We start from the raw sequence: 17,451 nt of genomic DNA on the forward strand, positions 1-17,451 counted from the left end.
TAGCGGGATGCGGGATGCGGGATGGGTAAAACTACCGCCTCTCATTAACTAAGAAGAAAAATAGTTTATACCCTGTAAAAACGATCAGTGCGATTCGAGAAGCTCCAGGATCTTTTGCTCTACTTCATCGGTAGCCCATTGGTCTCGTATGCCTTCCATAGCCATCACCTGGTCCATGATCGCCTTTTGTCGATCTCCCTCTTTCAGAGCTTCGGCATAAGGCTTCGTGCTAAAGGTTACCCGGGTGTATAGCGGCACCCACTTATCCGGATGACGTTCAGAGAACCATTTTTCGATCTGTTTACGCAGTAAAAAGTCAGGATCTGCAGTTTTGGAACTCATCTCCATAAAATTATTCAGGCTGAGTTGTGCAATGGCATCTGCATTGGGTTTACGCAGTTTCTGATAGGCTTTGAATATAAGTTCCCAATCGTCCTGATAAGCGTTCATAAGATCATTCAGGGTCATAATATCTTCGAATCCCGCATTCATGCCCTGACCGTAAAAAGGTACTATCGCATGGGCGGCATCCCCCACCAGGGCCACCTTGTCCCAGTAGGTCCAGGGATCACATTTAATAGTGACCAAGGTACTGGTTGGGTTCTTAAAAAAGTCTTTTTTCAGATTTTCGATCTCGTGGCGCACATCGGCAAAATAGTGGCTAAAGAATTCCTCAACGATCTTTTCATCGGTCAAAGCCTCGAAAGAATACTTGCCCTCCAACGGCATGAACAAGGTACACGTAAAACTCCCGTCCAGGTTAGGCAAGGCAATGAGCATGAACTTACCCCTTGGCCAGATGTGCAGCGAATGCTTGTCGAGCTTATGCGATCCATCTGCATTTGCCGGGATGGTGAGCTCCTTGTATCCCGATTCGAGAAAGGACTGACTGTAATTGAACAAACTACGACGTTGCATTTTGTGCCGAACCCTTGAAAAAGCACCGTCGGCCCCAAAAACATGATCGTACTTTACAGGAGTCCATGGAGCATTCTCCTCGTCTCCGAGGTAGATCTTAGCTTCCGGAAGATCGACATCCCAAACCCTGGAGTTGAAAATAAACCGGGCCCCGGTAGCTTCTGCCAGATCGATCATTTTTTTGTTTAACACCCCACGGGATATAGAATAGATAGCCTCCCTTTCTTTTCCATAGGGTTGAAAATATACCTCCCCTTCCATAGGATGAATGGCGCGCTTATCCATGGGGATCCCCAATTTACGGATCTCCTCCTCAATACCCACCTCAGCCAGGGCTTTCCACCCGCGAACAGACATGGCAAGGTTGATAGACCTACCGGAAAAAGCGGTATGCCGTATGTCAGGACGTCGGTCATAAACATCGACTTCGTGACCCCTCTTCTTGAGATAAATAGCCAGTAAACTTCCTACGAGTCCGCTGCCAATGACAGCGATATTTTTGGGCGTTTGCATATCGTGTATAAAAAAATGCCCGCCATAGCGGGTTTTTACAAAGTTAACAAATAAATACGGGTTTACTCTTCCCATATTACAAACCTCAGCACACCCATCTTACACCGATCTTCAAAAGACGAAACAAGACCCTACGCCCCTGTACAAAAGCACTTTAAACAAAATTTTGTATTTTATAGAGAATCCAAAAATTCAAATATTATGGACCAAGCGAAACTTGAGGTCATGCGTAAGCTCCTCACAAAACTTGAAGACATTAAAAACACCCAGGAAAGCAGCATCGATAAGATCAACCATGTGATCACCGATCTGTTTCAACACCCTGACCCTAAACTGGAAAAGGTCATGGAAGACGCCCACCAAAGAGCATCAGACAATGTAGACATGGTTCGTGCAGCCATGCACGAATATGAAGAACGCTTGAAAAAGTTAACACCATCAGAATAATTTTGTTTAATATTAACTTTAAAAAGTTAGACATTTTATATTTTAGAGGGGTCGGATAGTTCCGGCCCTTATTTATGAAACACAAAAAGAAAGGAGACCTGCCGGAAAAGATATGCCTGACCTGTGAAAGACCATTCAGCTGGAGAAAAAAATGGCAGCGCAACTGGGAGCAGGTCAAATACTGTAGCGAACGATGCAGGAGAAACAGAAAAAACACGGAATCGTCTGGTTCAGAAACAACCTTCGGGTAAAAGACAATACGAGTCTCCATGAAGCCCTGGCCTCATGCCATCAGGTTACCGGGGTGTATTGCTTTGACCCCGTACAACTGGGCACAACGCCCTGGGGCTTTCCAAAAACCGGAGGTCACCGAAGACGTTTCTTTCTGGAAACCCTGAAAGACCTTAAGGAGGAACTGCTTACCCTGAACATCCCATTGCACTTTGGCTCAGGGCGACCGGGAGAAGTACTTCCGGAATTGGTAAGATCCTGGCATGTCGATGCCATTTACACCCAAAAAGAATGGACTTCAGAAGAAGAATGGGATAACAGGCATATAAAAGCGCATACCTTGCCTCCCCTGATCGAACATTACGATCAGTTTCTCATACACCCCGATCACCTGCCTTTTGAACCGGAGAATGTTCCCGAAGTCTTTACGAGATTCCGAAAACAGGTGGAAGCCCATTCGGAGGTGAAGCCTGTCGTGCATATTACGGGCAGCTCTTCGGCTGAAAATCCGCTACCGGGATTGAACACCCAACTCCCCCAGCCCGACGATCTAGGCGTCGTGATCAGTGAGCCTGACAACAGGACTGCTTTCCCGTGCAAGGGTGGTACCTCACAAGCCCTGGAACGTATAGATCATTATTTCTGGAAAACGAAAAAACTGCAATACTATAAGCGCACAAGGAATGGACTAACAGGTATAGATTACAGCTCCAAGCTTTCCCCATGGTTGGCCAATGGAAGTATTTCTGCGCGAATGATCTACCACGAGGTAAAACAATTCGAAAAAAAGGTGGTGAGTAATCAGGATACTTACTGGTTGATCTTTGAACTCCTCTGGCGGGATTACTTTAAATACATCTCCATGAAACACGGTAACCGCATCTTTCTGCAGGGAGGTATCAAAAACCGGGAATACGAATGGAGGTTTAACAAGCACGCCTTTAAACGCTGGACCAGCGGGAACACCGGTAATGATTTTGTCGATGCCAACATGATCGAACTGGCCCGCACCGGATGGATGAGTAACAGGGGGCGGCAAAATGTGGCTTCATACTGGGCAAAAGACCTGGAACAGGATTGGCGCGCAGGTGCGGCGTGGTTCGAAAGCCAACTGATCGATTACGATGTGCACAGCAATTGGGGCAACTGGAACTATGTAAGCGGGGTAGGTAACGATCCCAGAAACCGGAAGTTCAATACCAAAAGCCAGGCAGAACGCTACGACACCAATGGCTCCTTTAGAAAACTATGGCTGCAAAACACCTTATTCTAAACCCATACCTATGACCATTGTCCGACTTATTCTAGGCGATCAACTCAATAGCCAACACTCCTGGTTTAAAGAAAAGAACGAGGAGGTGATCTACCTAATGGCCGAAATGAGACCGGAAGCGACCTATGTGACTCATCACCTGCAGAAACTTATCGGCTTCTTCGCTGCCATGCGCAATTTTTCTGAGCACCTTGAGCAAGAGGGGCATCGGGTACACTACCTCCGCATTAATGACCCTGAGAATCCGCACACCCTTAAAGAAGTGATCCACAAGTGCATCACACAATACCAGGCAGAGCAATTCGAATACCAACTACCCGATGAATATCGCCTTGACAAGGAACTTCGGGAAATTTGCAAAACCCTGAATATCTCCTCGGCGACTGCCGACACAGAGCACTTTCTCACCACCCGCGATACGCTGAAGAACTTCTTTAAAGGCAAGAAGCAACTGCTTATGGAGCATTTTTATCGCATGATGCGAAAAGAACACAACATCCTTATCGACGCTAACGGGAAGCCTGTAGGGGGAGCGTGGAATTACGATAAAAGCAACAGAAAAAAATGGAAGGGAGACCCTGAAATTCCGGAACTACCTCATTTTAGCCGAAACACGGTCACTGTATTAAAGGACATCGATGAAGCTGAATTATCGTCAATCGGTGAGGCCGACCCCGATAATTTTCAATGGCCATTAAACAGATCTGAAGCCCGGGAACTCCTCGATCACTTTTGCGAATACCTGCTCCCCAACTTCGGCGACTATCAGGATGCCATGCACACTGAGACCGTATACCTGTTTCACTCCCGCCTGTCGTTTGCCCTGAACACCAAGATCCTCCATCCCCGGGAAGTTATCGATCAGGTCGTTCATACCTATGAAAAGGATCCAGACCGTATCGACATAAGCCAGGTAGAAGGGTTTGTTCGCCAGATCCTCGGGTGGCGAGAATACATGAGAGGCATCTATTGGATGGAAATGCCCGGGTATAATGATCAAAACTTTTTTAAGAACAAGAACAAATTACCCGGTTTCTACTGGACCGGAAACACACGAATGAACTGCCTGAGCAACTGCATAAAGAACAGCCTGGACCACGCCTATGCCCACCATATACAACGGCTGATGGTTACCGGAAATTTTGCCCTGCTCAATCAAACCGACCCGGATATGGTAGACGAGTGGTATCTCGGCATCTATATAGATGCTATAGAATGGGTAGAGATCACCAACACACGAGGCATGAGCCAGTATGCAGATGGCGGACTTCTCGCTACAAAACCCTATATATCCTCTGCCAACTACATCAACAAAATGAGTGATTACTGTAAAGGGTGTACATACGATCACAAAAAAAGAACGGGATCAGATGCCTGTCCGTTTAATGCCCTGTACTGGAATTTCCTCCATGATAAAAGAGCACAACTGGAATCAAACAGACGCATGGGAATAATGTACCGATTACTCGACAAGATCGAACCGGAAGAGCTGGATGCGATCAAAAAACGCAGCCAGGCGATCATGAGCGATCCGGATGAATTTTAATTTCTGAAAGGCCTTCACCTTGTATGACAGCGCTTAACCCAATAGTATAAATCATTTACTTACAACCACTTTAGGAGGTTTCAGCAAATTGTAAAAAACAAGCATTTTTTTTCAAAAAAAACACATTATCGAGATCCAAAACCAAAAAGCGCACGTATATAAAGTAATCATTACATAGTAGTAGGTATTAGTTTAGGGAAGAAAGCCCTTTGGTCTTTTAAGGTCAAAGGGCTTTTTGTTGGTTAATACTTCCCATAACCGGACTTCGCACTAAACCACTTTCTGCAGCACCTTAATCTTTGCAGCATCATCTTTCACCTCCCTTCGCACTGTAACCGTTTTCCTGTCAACACGATCTCCTACCTCTTTGTTTTCAGATGTTCTTGTACGCCACGACCTCATTTGTACGCCACAGCCTCAAAGGAGATTATTACAGTTTACCTATCTTAGTTGAAAAGCAAAGAACACGATGTGGGATCTTAAAAATAAAACAGCTTTGATCACTGGCGGCTCTAAAGGCATAGGCCTGGCCTGTGTAGCAGAATTTGCGGCACTGGGCGCACGGGTGATCTTTACAGGACGAAATGAAGACGTACTCAAAAAGGAAGAAACCCGGCTAAAGAAAAAAGGCTACAAGGTTATTGGTGTAGCCGGCGATGTAACCCTGGATAGTGATAGGGCGAGATTACGGGACGCCATCGAAAAGAACTTCAGCAGCCTGGACATCCTGGTGAACAACGCAGGAACCAACATTCGCAAGGCCACGACAGGCTATAAGGAAGAAGAGTACCGAAAGGTGATCGAACTCAACCTCATGGCTCCATTCGAATTATGTCGTATCTGCTTTCCCTTTCTTAAAATTTCAGGAAAAGCATCTGTGATCAACATTTCTTCGGTAGCGGCTATCGTAGACGATCACACAGGTGCCCCCTACGGTATGGCCAAATCGGGGATCCTTCAAATGACGCGAAGTCTTGCCGTAGAATGGGCGCAACACGGCATTCGCGTTAACGCTGTATCTCCCTGGTTTACCCTTACCCCTTTAACAGAAGGACTCCTAAAGCAACCTGAAAAAATAGACCCCGTACTTCAACGCACGCCATTGCGACGCGTTGCCGATGCTTCAGAGGTGGCAGCAGCTGTTGCGTTCCTGGCTATGGACAAATCATCATATATTACCGGGCACAATCTCGTAACCGATGGCGGCATGAGCATCAATGCCCTGTTGTGATCTCCTTATCCTTTAAAACCGGCTTTGCGGTGTGCTCCATCACAATATGGTTTGTTCGCAGATGCTCCACATCGGCAAAAGGCGGTGGTCTTTTCCTTTTCCTCGGTGTCGCCGTTAGGATGTGCCACATGGAGCTTACCGTGTACCAGTAACGGTCCGTTCTCCATGATCTCAACCAGGGTATCTTTATCGTGCCCTGCGGTTACAGCCTGCTCTTCGCTATCCTTCATAAAAAAGCTCAATGCGCCGGACGGACATTTTTTCACCTGTTCTACAATGGCATCTGTCCCCGCCCCGTCCATGGTTATCCACGGTTTTTCATCAGGCTTAAAAACGCCGGGAAGTCCCTTAACACAAATGGCAGAATGAATACAAATTCCGGGTTTCCAAACCACGGTAACCTCGCCGTTGGTATACTCTTTTTTTGACATGTCTTCGATTTTCTCTTAAAGATACCAAAAATGGAGACTCTTCCCCGGGCCGGGGAATGAAAAATACACCCAACCGTTACAACCTCCTGTACTTACAGGCTGGTCACCTTAAAAGAATGTACATTAGGCTGATACCCGATAATTCTTTAATTTTATCAAAAATCATCTACTATGAAATACCTGTTTCCGATCGCCATGATCCTCCTCACCATTATTTCCTGTAAAGAGGAAAAGGCCAAACCCTTAAGTTTTGTTGAAAAAGTGGCCCAAGCCAATGGTATTGAACACTGGAAAGATGTTTCAGAATTGCGCTTCACCTTCAATGTAGACCGGGATACCATTCACTTTGAAAGGGACTGGGCATGGAATCCGAAAACCGGCCAGGTGGCTATGACCTATAACGGAGAGACTACCACCTACAACAGGGATGCTGTAGACGAACGCTCACTTAAAGCCGATAAGGCCTTTGTAAATGACACCTATTGGCTGCTTGCTCCCTTCAAGCTCATTTGGGACGAAGGGTATACCAGGGATTCTATCATCAGGGATGAAGCGCCAATTAGCAAAGATACCCTGTACAAGCTCACCATACACTACACCGGGGATGGCGGATACACGCCGGGAGATGCCTACGATTTCTTTATTGACGACGACCATATGATCAGAGAATGGATCTACCGGGAAGACAATTCTACCAGCAATTGTTTTATCACCACATGGGAAGACTATACAGAAGAAGGAAAAATGAAGTTCGCTACGCTTCATCAGGATGAGACGGGAGGCTTCAAACTTTACTTCAGCGACATAGAAGTGATCAAAGATTAGATCAAAAAATAAAGGGCTCTTGTTAAGAGCCCTTTATTTTTTTATACGACATGGTAAGCGCGGCTATGACCGCCCCCACCAGCAATGCGATAAAACTCAAACGCAGGGAAGCGTATTGTGCCAAAAATCCTAAAAACACAGGCCCCATTAAGAATCCGAGAAATCCACTTCCGGCGATAAAAGAAATCCCTTGAGAAGCTGCCACCCCCTTAACTTTTCCTCCCAGGCGAAACAGCTCAGGAACGATCACCGAAAATCCGATACCTACAAGTCCGAACCCTCCAATAGCCAACAGGGTAGATCCGCTCAGGATAAGCAAATACCCCCCAATACCAATGAGAAGGCCATAAATGATTATCGCAAAAGAGCCAAAGCGGTTACTCACCTCATCACCAAAGAACCTGCCCAGGGTCATACAGGCCGAAAAAACAGTATACCCCATACCTATGAGCAATGCCGTTTGTGCCAGGGTTACCTTTTCGAGATACAAGCCGCTCCAATCGACCATTGCACCTTCACTGGCCATAATGATAAAAGCCACTAATCCGAGTGCGAAGAGCGGTTTAAAGTGTTTAAAGCTAAAGTGACCATCAGACTTCACGGGTGACCGCTCAGCAATGTAGTTGCGCGAGAGCAATACGTTCACAACAAGCACCAGGGAAGCGACCACCAACATATACATCAATGGGGTTGGGAACAGAGGCGATAAGATACTTCCTACTCCCGCTCCGATAACACCTCCAAGACTAAAAAATCCGTGCGCTGCAGACATGATCTGTACCTGCTTCTTAGCTTCCAGTTCAGACACCAGGGTATTCATGGCAATATCGGTAAATCCCGAAGCCAGCCCCACTCCGAACAAAGCTGCCGACAAACCGATATGGCTTGTGGCCAGAAACGGAAAAACAAAGGCGACACAAAACAGGGAGATCCCCACGATGGTGGATCTTCCAAGACCTAAACGGCCCACGAGGTAAGGAGATACAGGAAGACCTAATAAGGTCCCGAAAGCCAGAAAGAACAGGGAAATTCCTAATTGTCCTTCATTGATCGCCAGTTTCTGAGCGATCTCCGGAATATAAATAGCCCATGTACCAATAAGGATATTGATAGAAGCAAACACCCATGCAACGCCAAAGTACAAGGGTTTGGTCAGGATTAATTTCAGTGATCTCATAGACTTAAAAAAGTGCAAAAATAAAACTATTCATTGTGTAACTCACTGTGTTTCCATTATTTTTGATGATCACACCACAAGAAATCCCCGGCTACGCATGCGGTTAATGCAATTTGAAAACACCTTCGAGAGAGATCCCTTTTTTCACATTACCTTGGTTAACCGGGAAGCAGATGGCGAACCACCCAAGACCTATGCACCTCACAGCCATGATTACTACGTGATCATGGTTACCCGAAACGGCACCGGCATGCACCTTATCGATTTCCGGGAATACGAGATCACTCCGGGTAGTGTATTCTTTTTAAGCCCGAACCAAGTACACCGGGTCATCGAAGAAAAGGGATTGAGTGGATACACCATCGCCTTTAACGATGAGTTCTTACTGCACTCCAATATCAGCAGGCATTTCCTGGAACACATCAACCTCTTCAGGCCTTATGGAGAGAGTCCTCCCCTGCTCCCTGACCCCGACACCATGACCTTACTGGAGCAGTACTGCCGTGATATGGAGACCTGCTTTAACGAAGAGCAGGCTTTCAGGTACGAGGCATTGGGGGCACACCTACGTCTGTTTCTTATTAGTTGCAATACCGTTTGCAACCTGAATTCGACCGATATCAACCAAACGCTTGACAGCGCTATGACCACCATAAGCGCATTCAAGGACCTGGTCGAAAAAAAGATCAACACCTGGCATAAGGCATCCCAATATGCCGAAGCCCTGCACATTAGCACCAATTACCTCAACAAGCTCAACCGGGAGTACCTGCATACCTCCACCAAGGAATACCTGCAGAACCGACTGGTACTGGAAACCAAGCGCAAGCTGCTTACCTCCGGTGCATCGGCCAAGGAGATCGCTTACGACCTGGGCTTTCAAGACCCTTCACACCTCAGCAAAATGTTCAGAAATTGTACGGGAACCTCTATCTCCGACTTCCGCCAGGGCATCAGGAGTTAGATCTACACCAATATTCCGCTTTTTTACATGGACTCAGGTTTGGTTATTCCTGATCTTTGTTAAAAAATAAGATCCTATGAAAACACTACTTCATAAAGCAGATACCCGCGGTCATGCAGATCACGGATGGTTAAAGAGTTATCACACCTTTAGTTTCGCCAATTACTACAACCCTGAGCGCATGCATTTTGGTGTACTACGCGTACTCAACGACGACAGTGTAGCCCCGGGCATGGGATTTGGAAAGCATCCTCATGACAATATGGAGATCATTTCCATCCCGCTCTACGGTGACCTGGAGCACCAGGACAGTATGGGAAACAAAACGGTGATCAAAGAAGGTGACATACAGTCCATGACTGCCGGAACCGGAGTTTTTCACAGCGAATACAACAAGAACAAAGACAAAGAAGTGAAATTTCTCCAGATATGGATACTCCCTAAAAAGAGAAACGTCACCCCTTCTTACGATCAGATCACCTTATCGTTAGAAGACCGTCACAATACCCTGCAACAGATCGTATCTCCCGATAAGGACGACAGTGGGGTGACCATTAACCAGGACGCCTGGTTTCACCTCTCGAATCTCGATAGCGGAAAAAGCCTGGACTACACCCTGAAAGGGGAGAATACAGGAGTATACGCCTTCGTTCTTAAAGGAGACGTATCGATCAATGGGGTAGCGCTCTCCACCCGCGACGGATTGGGGATCAGTGAAACCGACAGCCTCAAAATTGAAGCAGGTACCGATGCCGAGTTTTTGCTTATGGAGGTGCCCATGCAGCTTCCTTCTATTAATGGATGATTATAAAAAACGCCCGGCACAAGCCGGGCGTTTTTTTTATTTCTTAAGGATCCCTTCTTTCAGGATCTGGCCGAAGCGATACATATCTTCGAACGAATTGTAGAATGGCACCGGTGCCAGTCGTATCACATTAGGCTCCCTCCAGTCGGGAAGCACTCCCTTGCTCATTAAAAAATCAAACAACGACCGTCCTTGTCCGTGCAGGAACACCGAAAGCTGGCATCCGCGTTCTTCCGGAGTAATGATCTCAAAACTTCCCTGGACCTCAGTCTCGACCGTTTTAAGGATGAACTCCAGGTAAGCAGTGAGCTTCTGGCTCTTAGCTCTGAGGGCATCCATCCCAACTTCCTCGAACATGGTAAGAGAAGCAAGATATGGAGCCATAGCCATAACAGGAGCATTACTCAACTGCCAGGCCTCTGCATTGGCCATAGGTTCAAACTCGGGCTTCATCAAGAAGCGGGTTTCTTTTTTAGTTCCCCACCATCCCTCGAAACGCGGAATATCTTTACGATCCAGGTAGCGCTGATTGATAAAGACTCCCGAAAGGTTTCCGGGACCACTGTTCATATATTTATAGCTGCACCACGCAGCAAAATCAACATCCCAATCGTGTAATTTCAGCTCCACATTACCGGCAGCATGTGCCAGGTCCCAACCGATCATTACACCACAGGCTTTGGCCTTAGCCGTAATGGCCTCCATATCTAGCACCTGACCGTTGTAGTAATTAACGCCTCCAAGCAAAACAAGAGCGAGCTCATCTTTATGTTCCTCGATAGCATCTAAAAAATCCTCGGTATGCCAATGGTGCTCACCGGGGCGTTTTTGAACTTCTACCAGGGCAGTTTCCGGGTCATACCCATGAAACCTCGCCTGACTTTTTAACATATACTGATCAGACGGAAAGGCCTTCTCCTCGCACAAGATCTTATAGCGCCCTTTTTCCGGACGGTAGAAAGACACCATGAGCAAGTGCAGGTTCACGGTGAGGGTATTCATAACGGTTACCTCTTCTTCCCGAGCCCCTACGATCTTTGCCAGGGGAGCCGCCAGCCTTTCATGGTAATCCCACCAGGGTTTGTCGGCCTCAAAATGCCCCTCTACACCAAGGTTGGCCCAATCGGCCATGATCTCATTGACATAGGCACTGCTTCGTTTGGGCTGCAAGCCCAGGGAGTTCCCCGTAAAATAGATCACCGGATGCCCCTCGTGTTGCGGAAAAATAAATTCCGAACGGTACGAGGCCAGAGGATCAGAAGCATCCATCTTCTTAGCAAAATCCAACGTATTCTCGAATGTCATGCGTTTATTTTGTTTTGGGCTAAAAATACAAAGAAGAATAGGTTTGGGTCGAAAAATGGCAAAAACTATATCCTTTTGTTTCCTGGTTATGACATCTGTGTTCCAGGTAGTACCTTTGCAAAAATTTCTGGATATGCATTTTTTACCCGAGGAACTGGAAGTATATGTCGAAAAGCATTCACAACAGGAACCTGCTATCTTAAAAAAGCTGAGCCGGGAGACGCATCTCAAGGTGCTTCAACCCCGAATGATCAGCGGTCATTTTCAAGGCAGAGTACTCAGCATGTTGTCAAAGATCATTGCCCCTGAGCAGGTATTGGAGATCGGCACCTATACGGGTTATTCGGCCATATGCCTGGCCGAAGGACTAGCCAGCGGTGGAAAGGTGCATACCATCGACGTAAACGAGGAGCTTCACGACTTTCAAAGAAAGTACTTCGATCTGAGTGGCTGGGGCGAACAGATCGTTCAATATACCGGGAACGCCCTGGACATCATCCCCGACATGCCTCAGAAATTCGATCTGGTCTTTATAGATGCCGATAAGGTAAACTACCCCGCATACTTCGACCTGATCATCGAAAAGATGAATCCCGGAGGCGTGATCCTAACAGACAATGTATTGTGGAGCGGTAAGGTTTTGGAAGAAGTGAAGCCCAACGACAAGCAAACCAACGCCCTGCTGGAGTACAACAAGCTACTTAATGAAGATCCAAGGGTAGAAACCGTATTATTGCCTATACGCGACGGACTCACCGTTACGCGGGTACGCTAACGCCATACACAAAAGCATTCACCTTCCGGTAGCTGCTCTCCAGGAATTATGCGCCCGGTACCCAAGGGTTCCAAGTAATATCCCCACCAGCATTCCGGCAAGGATGTCTGAGGGGTAATGTACGCCCACATATATCCGGCTGAAACTAAACGCCAAAGGCCACAGAAAGAACAAGAATGCCCAGGGATATTTGCGCTGCACCAGGAACACCACAATGGTGGTAAGTGCGAATGAGCTGGCGGCATGCCCCGAAAAAAAGCTAAAGGTATCAGATTGGGTAAGTACGCGAAGTAATTTGGAAAATTCTTCATCGCCACTGGGCCGTATACGGGCCACCAGAGTTTTAACTACAACGGTAAGTAATAAGGTAAAAAGCAAGGTGCTTACGGCAGTAACCTGTCCCATCCAGGGTTTATTACCCCACCAAGCTTTATAGATCAGGAACAGGAACAAAAAAAACAAAGGGGTCCAGAAAATGGGTTGGGTAATGGTGCTCCAGAAAAGATCGTATTCTTCAATTCCCAGATTATTGAGGTATACGAGCAGCTGCCTGTCGTATTCCAGCAATTGCTCGAACATCAGAGTTTGCGTTTAACCGAGCCGGTGAATTTTTCAAGATCGTCTTTCACCCCTTCTACAGATTCCTTGATCTCTTTGGTAAAATCGGTATCTATGCCTTGGCTTTCGGCACTGCGCTGGATCTCTCTCTTTACATCTTCTGTCGCGTCTTTCAACTGTCGCATCCCCTTCCCGAGTCCGCGAGCGATCTCAGGTAATTTATCGGCACCAAAAACCATGATCACGATAAACAGGATAAATACGATCTCACCTCCGCTGATAAATAAAAACATAGCTACTTCGATTATATGAAGCTGCCGGCAGGAGCCGGCAGCCATTTGAGTCTACAAATATAAGGAAGAAATATTTTGCTTCCTGCAATTACCACGCATAGGCGTGCTTATAATCTTCACCTTTAAGAATGCTTAACATATCCTCTTCAAGAGACTCGATAGGATATTCTACGATCCTGTTGAGCTCTTTACCCTCCTTCATAAATATGATGGTAGGTACATTGGTTACATCCAGACCTTCCTCCAGGTTGTCCGGAGTGGTCTTTTCGGTATCCATGGTGATAAGGGTCACCTTATCTGCCGGAAATTCCAACGCGTCTAAAAGTTTGAAGAAGGCCGGTACTTCACGCTTACTATCACCGCACCAGGTCCCCATGAACATTTTGATCTCGAGGTCTTGTGTGAGTGGCTTGAGCTTTTGGACCATCGCGACATCCGGACGATACTCCTCGTAATTCACATCAAACCAGCTATTGAACGGTGGTTGCTGAAGGGCTTCGCGATCCTGAAGTCCGAGGAGTAACTTATCCTGCGCTTCAGCGTGATCTGCCGCAGATTCGGCTTCTTCCGCCATAGCCGATGCCCCGGCCATAGCCGCTTCATCAGCAACGGCAGCCTCTGCAGCTACCTCAGCCTGTTTTCCTTCTTTATTGTTTTGGCCTGCGCACGAAAGCATGATGGCAGCAAGCACTACATAAGCAATTTTATACATGGTATGGTTTTAATTGGTTTTTATACTAGAGCATCCTGGGTCATGGCCTCAGGTTTTGCTACCCCCATAAGCTTCAGTACGGTTGGAGCAATATCCCCAAGGATCCCTGATGCCACTTTTTTAACGTCATTATCTACAAGAATGATCGGCACCAGGTTGGTGGTATGCGCCGTGTTTGGCGAACCGTCCGGATTGATCATGGTATCGCAGTTTCCGTGATCTGCGATCACGATGGTGGCATATCCGCTCTCAAGGGCAGCCGAGATCACCTCTTTCGCACAGGCATCAACGGTTTCACAAGCCTTGACGGCAGCTTCCATTACTCCGGTATGTCCAACCATATCCGGATTGGCGAAATTAAGACAAATAAAATCGGCCGAATCGTCTTTTTTGATCTCCGGAATGATCTGATCGCGAATGTCAAAGGCACTCATTTCCGGCTGAAGATCATAGGTAGCCACTTTTGGCGACGGACAAAGAATGCGCTGTTCTCCTTCAAAAGGTTCCTCGCGCCCTCCGTTAAAGAAGAAGGTTACGTGCGGATACTTCTCCGTTTCTGCGATCCTGATCTGTGTTTTACCGGCCGCGGCGAGCGTAGCACCAAGGGTGTCGGAGATATTTTCCTTATCGTAAACCACATGAACGTTCTTGAAGGTATCGTCGTAATTGGTCATGGTCACGTAATACAGATCGAGCTTATGCATATTTTGCTCGTGGTAATCCTGCTGGGTAAGTGCCATGGAGATCTGACGACCACGGTCTGTACGGAAGTTAAAATTGATCACCACATCGCCCGCTGCGATCGTAGCCACCGGTTCCTTATTGTCATCTACCACAACGATCGGCTCAACAAATTCATCGGTAACCCCGTTATCGTAGCTGTCCTGCATCGCTTTTACCGGATCTGTGTATGCTGCACCTTCTCCGTGTACCATAAGGTCGTAAGCCTTTTTAACACGCTCCCATCGCTTATCGCGGTCCATGGCAAAATAACGCCCTATAACCGATGCCAGCTGGCAATGGGTCTTTTTACCGTGTAAGATCACATCGGCAATAAAATCCTTACCACTTTTCGGGTCAACATCCCGACCATCGGTAAAGGCGTGTATGTAAACCTGCTTATCAAGACCGGCACTATGAGCAGCATCCATAAGCCCCTTCAGGTGATCCACATGAGAGTGTACCCCTCCGTTACTCACAAGACCTATAAAATGAACGTTCTTATTGTTCTTTTTAGCGTGATCAAAGGCATCTCTGATCTCCTTTTCGTCTGCCAGGGTATTGTTCTTTACCGCAAGGTTGATCTTCGCAAGGTCCTGGTAAACGATACGGCCGGCACCAATATTCATATGCCCTACTTCACTGTTTCCCATCTGACCTTCCGGAAGGCCTACATTAAGACCATCGGTACGCAGGGTAGCGTTCGGGTATTTGTCATAAAGACTATCAACAAAAGGAGTTTTGGCCTGTGCAATGGCCGATACGTTCTTATCGGGTGAGATCCCCCATCCGTCGAGGATCATCAATAATACTTTTTTATCCATTTTCAACATTAATCTTATCTCCCAAAGATACTAACATATATGCTCTTCTGAAAGCTGAGAGCCCTTGGATTTAAGCCTCACGAAGGGTTTTTACGCAAACGTTTGACTTTCTTAAAGTATTGATAAAGAAGTGATTGATTTCGTTAAATCCAAGTTAATACCCTCCAAATACTGAAACATCACACTTTCTGAGGCGTCTATTAAATCGTATAACCAATAACATTCATCAATCATGAAAACATTATCAATTATCGCAGCATTCCTGCTCACAGTAACTGCCGTACAGGCAAACAACGACAACTCCATCGATCCTGACAAAACCAATCCTTATACCGAGGTAGCGTCTTACAACCTAACCCCCTTGTGTTATGCCGCTGCCAAAGGCGATGTTGCGAAGGTTAAAGAACTTATCGAACTGGGGGCCGATGTAGACGCCACCTCCAGAGGCTATACACCACTAATGTATGCCGCTCGATACAATCACTGCAAGGTGGTTAAAGCGCTTCTTAATGCGGGAGCTGAAGAAGATGTAAAGCACAGCGTTCTGAAAAAGACCGCTTACGATTTTGCCGCGATCTCCAATGCCGATGAGGCCATGACAATACTTGATCAGTAAAAGAGGAGACTGAAAATAACTATTTTGATTTAGCGCAAAAAAAACCCCGGGATATCCCGGGGTTTTTTCCTTTAAAGCACCGTGATCCCTTAGAAAGTGAATCCGGTTGCCAACCTGTATACAAATGCGTATAACACTACCATAAGCCCTGCGAAGCTTACGATACTAATGAATTTTAACAGAACAGCCGCAGTGCGGTTATTCAATTCTTCAAAAGAGGTACGGTAAAGATTTTTTAGAAGTAAAAATGTTGTCATAAAGTGCTATTACTAATTAAACAAAACGTTTTGATTAGCATACAGCAGATCGTTCTGGTGAAGAAGTCAGGGAAAAAAAGCTATTTAACCTTTAAAGATCCTCAATACTATCCGGGACCAGAAATAAGAAAATGGGGCATTCTTAATTCTGCCTTCTAAGCTAAATTAAAATCAATTTTTGAAGAAAAATTCTTACGATTTCCCGATGAAATACCAATTATATAGACGTACGAAACTTATTGCGGGTATCCGTATTTTTCGATCGCAGCGCGAATATGAGCGATTCGGTTGTCCGGATCGGGGTGAGTACTCTGAAACTCAGGGGTTCTGTTCGGTCCTGCTGCCGATTTAAGGATCTGCTGTACTCCGATCATGTCATGAGGGTCGTAACCCGACCGGATCATAAACCGTACACCGAGGTCGTCACTCTCCAGCTCGTCACTACGACCATACTTCATATTGATCATATTGGCGACTACTGCAGCCATTTGTGTGGTGGCAACGCTTTCTGACCCGATGGCCACTCCACTTAAAATACCCTGGGTTAGCCCTTGTTTTGACATCTGGTCTGCACTATGGCGCCCAACCACATGACCTATCTCATGCCCCAGCACTCCGGCTAACTGCCCTTCGGTCTCCAGCTTTGTGAAAAGCCCATAGGTAATAAAGATCTGTCCGCCAGGCAGTGCAAAAGCATTGATCGTTGACGGATCTGCCAACAAGTGAAATTCAAAACTATAAGGGGTTTCCCTGGCCACGGTATTGGCCACCAGTTTATTTCCCACGGCATCTACCAGGGCCTGTGCCTCGCGACTGGGATGAAGACCTCCGAACTGAGCAGCCATTTGCGGGGCACTGCGCAACCCCAGGGCTACCTCTTCATCCGGCGATATGGTAATGTGTTGTTCCTTTCCGGTATAGGGATTGGTCTCGGCAGAAGAGCAGTATTTAAAGACCGCAAAAAGCACGATCACCACTCCGATCATAAAACGGAAGCCTACTTTTGTTCTCATGAGCTAAACATTTATAA

The 17,451-nt window shown here is 46.6% G+C and carries 20 protein-coding genes; 10 read left to right on the top strand and 10 right to left on the bottom strand.

The window, feature by feature from the left end; genetic code table 11:
• Positions 1–84: 84 nt before the first annotated feature.
• Positions 85–1,431 (bottom strand): FAD-dependent oxidoreductase, encoded by a 1,347-nt coding sequence (locus tag IS446_RS02605; RefSeq protein ID WP_203058281.1) that lies wholly within the window; start codon positions 1,429–1,431, stop codon positions 85–87.
• Positions 1,432–1,632: 201 nt separating this feature from the next.
• Between IS446_RS02605 and IS446_RS02610 the strand changes: the two genes are divergently transcribed.
• The 5 genes from IS446_RS02610 (at position 1,633) to IS446_RS02630 (ending at position 6,159) form a co-directional block, all read left to right on the top strand.
• A complete protein-coding gene (locus IS446_RS02610; protein WP_203058283.1) occupies positions 1,633–1,878 on the top strand; it encodes a hypothetical protein in 246 nt (81 codons plus the stop codon).
• 74 nt (positions 1,879–1,952) lie between these two features.
• Complete coding sequence (locus tag IS446_RS02615; protein WP_203058285.1) at positions 1,953–2,129, top strand: DUF2256 domain-containing protein; 177 nt, start codon at positions 1,953–1,955, stop codon at positions 2,127–2,129.
• Complete coding sequence (locus IS446_RS02620) at positions 2,072–3,382, top strand: DASH family cryptochrome (protein WP_203058286.1); 1,311 nt, start codon at positions 2,072–2,074, stop codon at positions 3,380–3,382. Before IS446_RS02615 ends, IS446_RS02620 begins: the two co-directional genes overlap by 58 nt.
• 10 nt (positions 3,383–3,392) lie before the next feature.
• The gene (locus tag IS446_RS02625; protein ID WP_203058288.1) at positions 3,393–4,928 is read left to right on the top strand and encodes a cryptochrome/photolyase family protein; all 1,536 of its coding nucleotides are present in this window, start codon (positions 3,393–3,395) and stop codon (positions 4,926–4,928) included.
• A 469-nt stretch (positions 4,929–5,397) separates the two neighbouring features.
• The gene (locus tag IS446_RS02630; protein WP_203058290.1) at positions 5,398–6,159 is read left to right on the top strand and encodes an SDR family oxidoreductase; all 762 of its coding nucleotides are present in this window, start codon (positions 5,398–5,400) and stop codon (positions 6,157–6,159) included.
• A gap of 5 nt (positions 6,160–6,164) precedes the next feature.
• Here IS446_RS02630 and IS446_RS02635 read toward each other — a convergent pair whose 3' ends face one another.
• Positions 6,165–6,590 carry a (4Fe-4S)-binding protein gene (locus tag IS446_RS02635; RefSeq protein WP_203058292.1) on the bottom strand — a complete coding sequence of 142 codons (426 nt, stop codon included), beginning with the start codon at positions 6,588–6,590 and terminating at the stop codon, positions 6,165–6,167.
• 171 nt (positions 6,591–6,761) lie between these two features.
• Between IS446_RS02635 and IS446_RS02640 the strand changes: the two genes are divergently transcribed.
• A complete protein-coding gene (locus tag IS446_RS02640; RefSeq protein ID WP_203058294.1) occupies positions 6,762–7,415 on the top strand; it encodes a hypothetical protein in 654 nt (217 codons plus the stop codon).
• Between the two features lie 22 nt (positions 7,416–7,437).
• Here the strand turns inward: IS446_RS02640 and IS446_RS02645 are convergent, their stop codons facing one another.
• Positions 7,438–8,592: an MFS transporter gene (locus tag IS446_RS02645; protein ID WP_203058296.1), complete on the bottom strand. Its 1,155-nt coding sequence runs from the start codon at positions 8,590–8,592 to the stop codon at positions 7,438–7,440.
• A 97-nt stretch (positions 8,593–8,689) separates the two neighbouring features.
• Between IS446_RS02645 and IS446_RS02650 the strand changes: the two genes are divergently transcribed.
• A complete protein-coding gene (locus IS446_RS02650; protein WP_203058298.1) occupies positions 8,690–9,556 on the top strand; it encodes a helix-turn-helix domain-containing protein in 867 nt (288 codons plus the stop codon).
• A 76-nt stretch (positions 9,557–9,632) separates the two neighbouring features.
• Entirely contained in the window at positions 9,633–10,361 is a 729-nt protein-coding gene (locus IS446_RS02655; protein ID WP_203058304.1) for a pirin family protein, read from the top strand.
• 36 nt (positions 10,362–10,397) lie between these two features.
• Here the strand turns inward: IS446_RS02655 and kynU are convergent, their stop codons facing one another.
• A complete protein-coding gene (gene kynU / locus IS446_RS02660; protein ID WP_203058307.1) occupies positions 10,398–11,666 on the bottom strand; it encodes a kynureninase in 1,269 nt (422 codons plus the stop codon).
• Positions 11,667–11,799: 133 nt separating this feature from the next.
• Between kynU and IS446_RS02665 the strand changes: the two genes are divergently transcribed.
• Complete coding sequence (locus tag IS446_RS02665; RefSeq protein ID WP_203058309.1) at positions 11,800–12,441, top strand: O-methyltransferase; 642 nt, start codon at positions 11,800–11,802, stop codon at positions 12,439–12,441.
• A gap of 18 nt (positions 12,442–12,459) precedes the next feature.
• Here IS446_RS02665 and IS446_RS02670 read toward each other — a convergent pair whose 3' ends face one another.
• The 4 genes from IS446_RS02670 to gpmI form a co-directional block, all read right to left on the bottom strand.
• Positions 12,460–13,020 carry a phosphatase PAP2 family protein gene (locus tag IS446_RS02670; RefSeq protein ID WP_203058312.1) on the bottom strand — a complete coding sequence of 187 codons (561 nt, stop codon included), beginning with the start codon at positions 13,018–13,020 and terminating at the stop codon, positions 12,460–12,462.
• The gene (locus tag IS446_RS02675; protein WP_203058313.1) at positions 13,020–13,292 is read right to left on the bottom strand and encodes a Sec-independent protein translocase subunit TatA/TatB; all 273 of its coding nucleotides are present in this window, start codon (positions 13,290–13,292) and stop codon (positions 13,020–13,022) included. The genes IS446_RS02670 and IS446_RS02675 overlap by 1 nt, the downstream gene beginning before the upstream one ends.
• 88 nt (positions 13,293–13,380) lie before the next feature.
• A complete protein-coding gene (locus IS446_RS02680; protein WP_203058314.1) occupies positions 13,381–14,004 on the bottom strand; it encodes a thioredoxin family protein in 624 nt (207 codons plus the stop codon).
• A gap of 20 nt (positions 14,005–14,024) precedes the next feature.
• Positions 14,025–15,548 carry a 2,3-bisphosphoglycerate-independent phosphoglycerate mutase gene (gene gpmI / locus IS446_RS02685; protein ID WP_203058316.1) on the bottom strand — a complete coding sequence of 508 codons (1,524 nt, stop codon included), beginning with the start codon at positions 15,546–15,548 and terminating at the stop codon, positions 14,025–14,027.
• 232 nt (positions 15,549–15,780) lie between these two features.
• Between gpmI and IS446_RS02690 the strand changes: the two genes are divergently transcribed.
• A complete protein-coding gene (locus IS446_RS02690) occupies positions 15,781–16,164 on the top strand; it encodes an ankyrin repeat domain-containing protein (RefSeq protein ID WP_203058318.1) in 384 nt (127 codons plus the stop codon).
• 89 nt (positions 16,165–16,253) lie between these two features.
• On the opposite strand, the gene IS446_RS15550 is transcribed toward IS446_RS02690, so the two are convergent.
• A complete protein-coding gene (locus IS446_RS15550; protein ID WP_317192153.1) occupies positions 16,254–16,421 on the bottom strand; it encodes a DUF6747 family protein in 168 nt (55 codons plus the stop codon).
• A gap of 236 nt (positions 16,422–16,657) precedes the next feature.
• A complete protein-coding gene (locus tag IS446_RS02695) occupies positions 16,658–17,434 on the bottom strand; it encodes a M48 family metalloprotease (protein ID WP_203058320.1) in 777 nt (258 codons plus the stop codon).
• Positions 17,435–17,451: the final 17 nt, after the last annotated feature.

This window comes from Robertkochia sediminum (genome assembly GCF_016786255.1).
In the GTDB taxonomy this organism is placed as follows: domain Bacteria; phylum Bacteroidota; class Bacteroidia; order Flavobacteriales; family Flavobacteriaceae; genus Robertkochia; species Robertkochia sediminum.

Bases quoted from the DNA above. Each gene is read 5' to 3' on its own strand.
- IS446_RS02630 (WP_203058290.1), top strand. From the start codon at position 5,398: ATGTGGGATCTTAAAAATAAAACAGCTTTGATCACTGGCGGCTCTAAA.
- IS446_RS02605 (WP_203058281.1), bottom strand. From the start codon at position 1,431: ATGCAAACGCCCAAAAATATCGCTGTCATTGGCAGCGGACTCGTAGGA.
- IS446_RS02615 (WP_203058285.1), top strand. From the start codon at position 1,953: ATGAAACACAAAAAGAAAGGAGACCTGCCGGAAAAGATATGCCTGACC.
- IS446_RS02610 (WP_203058283.1), top strand. From the start codon at position 1,633: ATGGACCAAGCGAAACTTGAGGTCATGCGTAAGCTCCTCACAAAACTT.
- IS446_RS02670 (WP_203058312.1), bottom strand. From the start codon at position 13,020: ATGTTCGAGCAATTGCTGGAATACGACAGGCAGCTGCTCGTATACCTC.
- IS446_RS02625 (WP_203058288.1), top strand. From the start codon at position 3,393: ATGACCATTGTCCGACTTATTCTAGGCGATCAACTCAATAGCCAACAC.
- IS446_RS02635 (WP_203058292.1), bottom strand. From the start codon at position 6,590: ATGTCAAAAAAAGAGTATACCAACGGCGAGGTTACCGTGGTTTGGAAA.
- IS446_RS02665 (WP_203058309.1), top strand. From the start codon at position 11,800: ATGCATTTTTTACCCGAGGAACTGGAAGTATATGTCGAAAAGCATTCA.
- IS446_RS15550 (WP_317192153.1), bottom strand. From the start codon at position 16,421: ATGACAACATTTTTACTTCTAAAAAATCTTTACCGTACCTCTTTTGAA.
- IS446_RS02675 (WP_203058313.1), bottom strand. From the start codon at position 13,292: ATGTTTTTATTTATCAGCGGAGGTGAGATCGTATTTATCCTGTTTATC.
- IS446_RS02650 (WP_203058298.1), top strand. From the start codon at position 8,690: ATGCGGTTAATGCAATTTGAAAACACCTTCGAGAGAGATCCCTTTTTT.
- IS446_RS02690 (WP_203058318.1), top strand. From the start codon at position 15,781: ATGAAAACATTATCAATTATCGCAGCATTCCTGCTCACAGTAACTGCC.
- IS446_RS02680 (WP_203058314.1), bottom strand. From the start codon at position 14,004: ATGTATAAAATTGCTTATGTAGTGCTTGCTGCCATCATGCTTTCGTGC.
- IS446_RS02640 (WP_203058294.1), top strand. From the start codon at position 6,762: ATGAAATACCTGTTTCCGATCGCCATGATCCTCCTCACCATTATTTCC.
- IS446_RS02620 (WP_203058286.1), top strand. From the start codon at position 2,072: ATGCAGGAGAAACAGAAAAAACACGGAATCGTCTGGTTCAGAAACAAC.
- IS446_RS02655 (WP_203058304.1), top strand. From the start codon at position 9,633: ATGAAAACACTACTTCATAAAGCAGATACCCGCGGTCATGCAGATCAC.
- IS446_RS02645 (WP_203058296.1), bottom strand. From the start codon at position 8,592: ATGAGATCACTGAAATTAATCCTGACCAAACCCTTGTACTTTGGCGTT.
- kynU (WP_203058307.1), bottom strand. From the start codon at position 11,666: ATGACATTCGAGAATACGTTGGATTTTGCTAAGAAGATGGATGCTTCT.
- gpmI (WP_203058316.1), bottom strand. From the start codon at position 15,548: ATGGATAAAAAAGTATTATTGATGATCCTCGACGGATGGGGGATCTCA.
- IS446_RS02695 (WP_203058320.1), bottom strand. From the start codon at position 17,434: ATGAGAACAAAAGTAGGCTTCCGTTTTATGATCGGAGTGGTGATCGTG.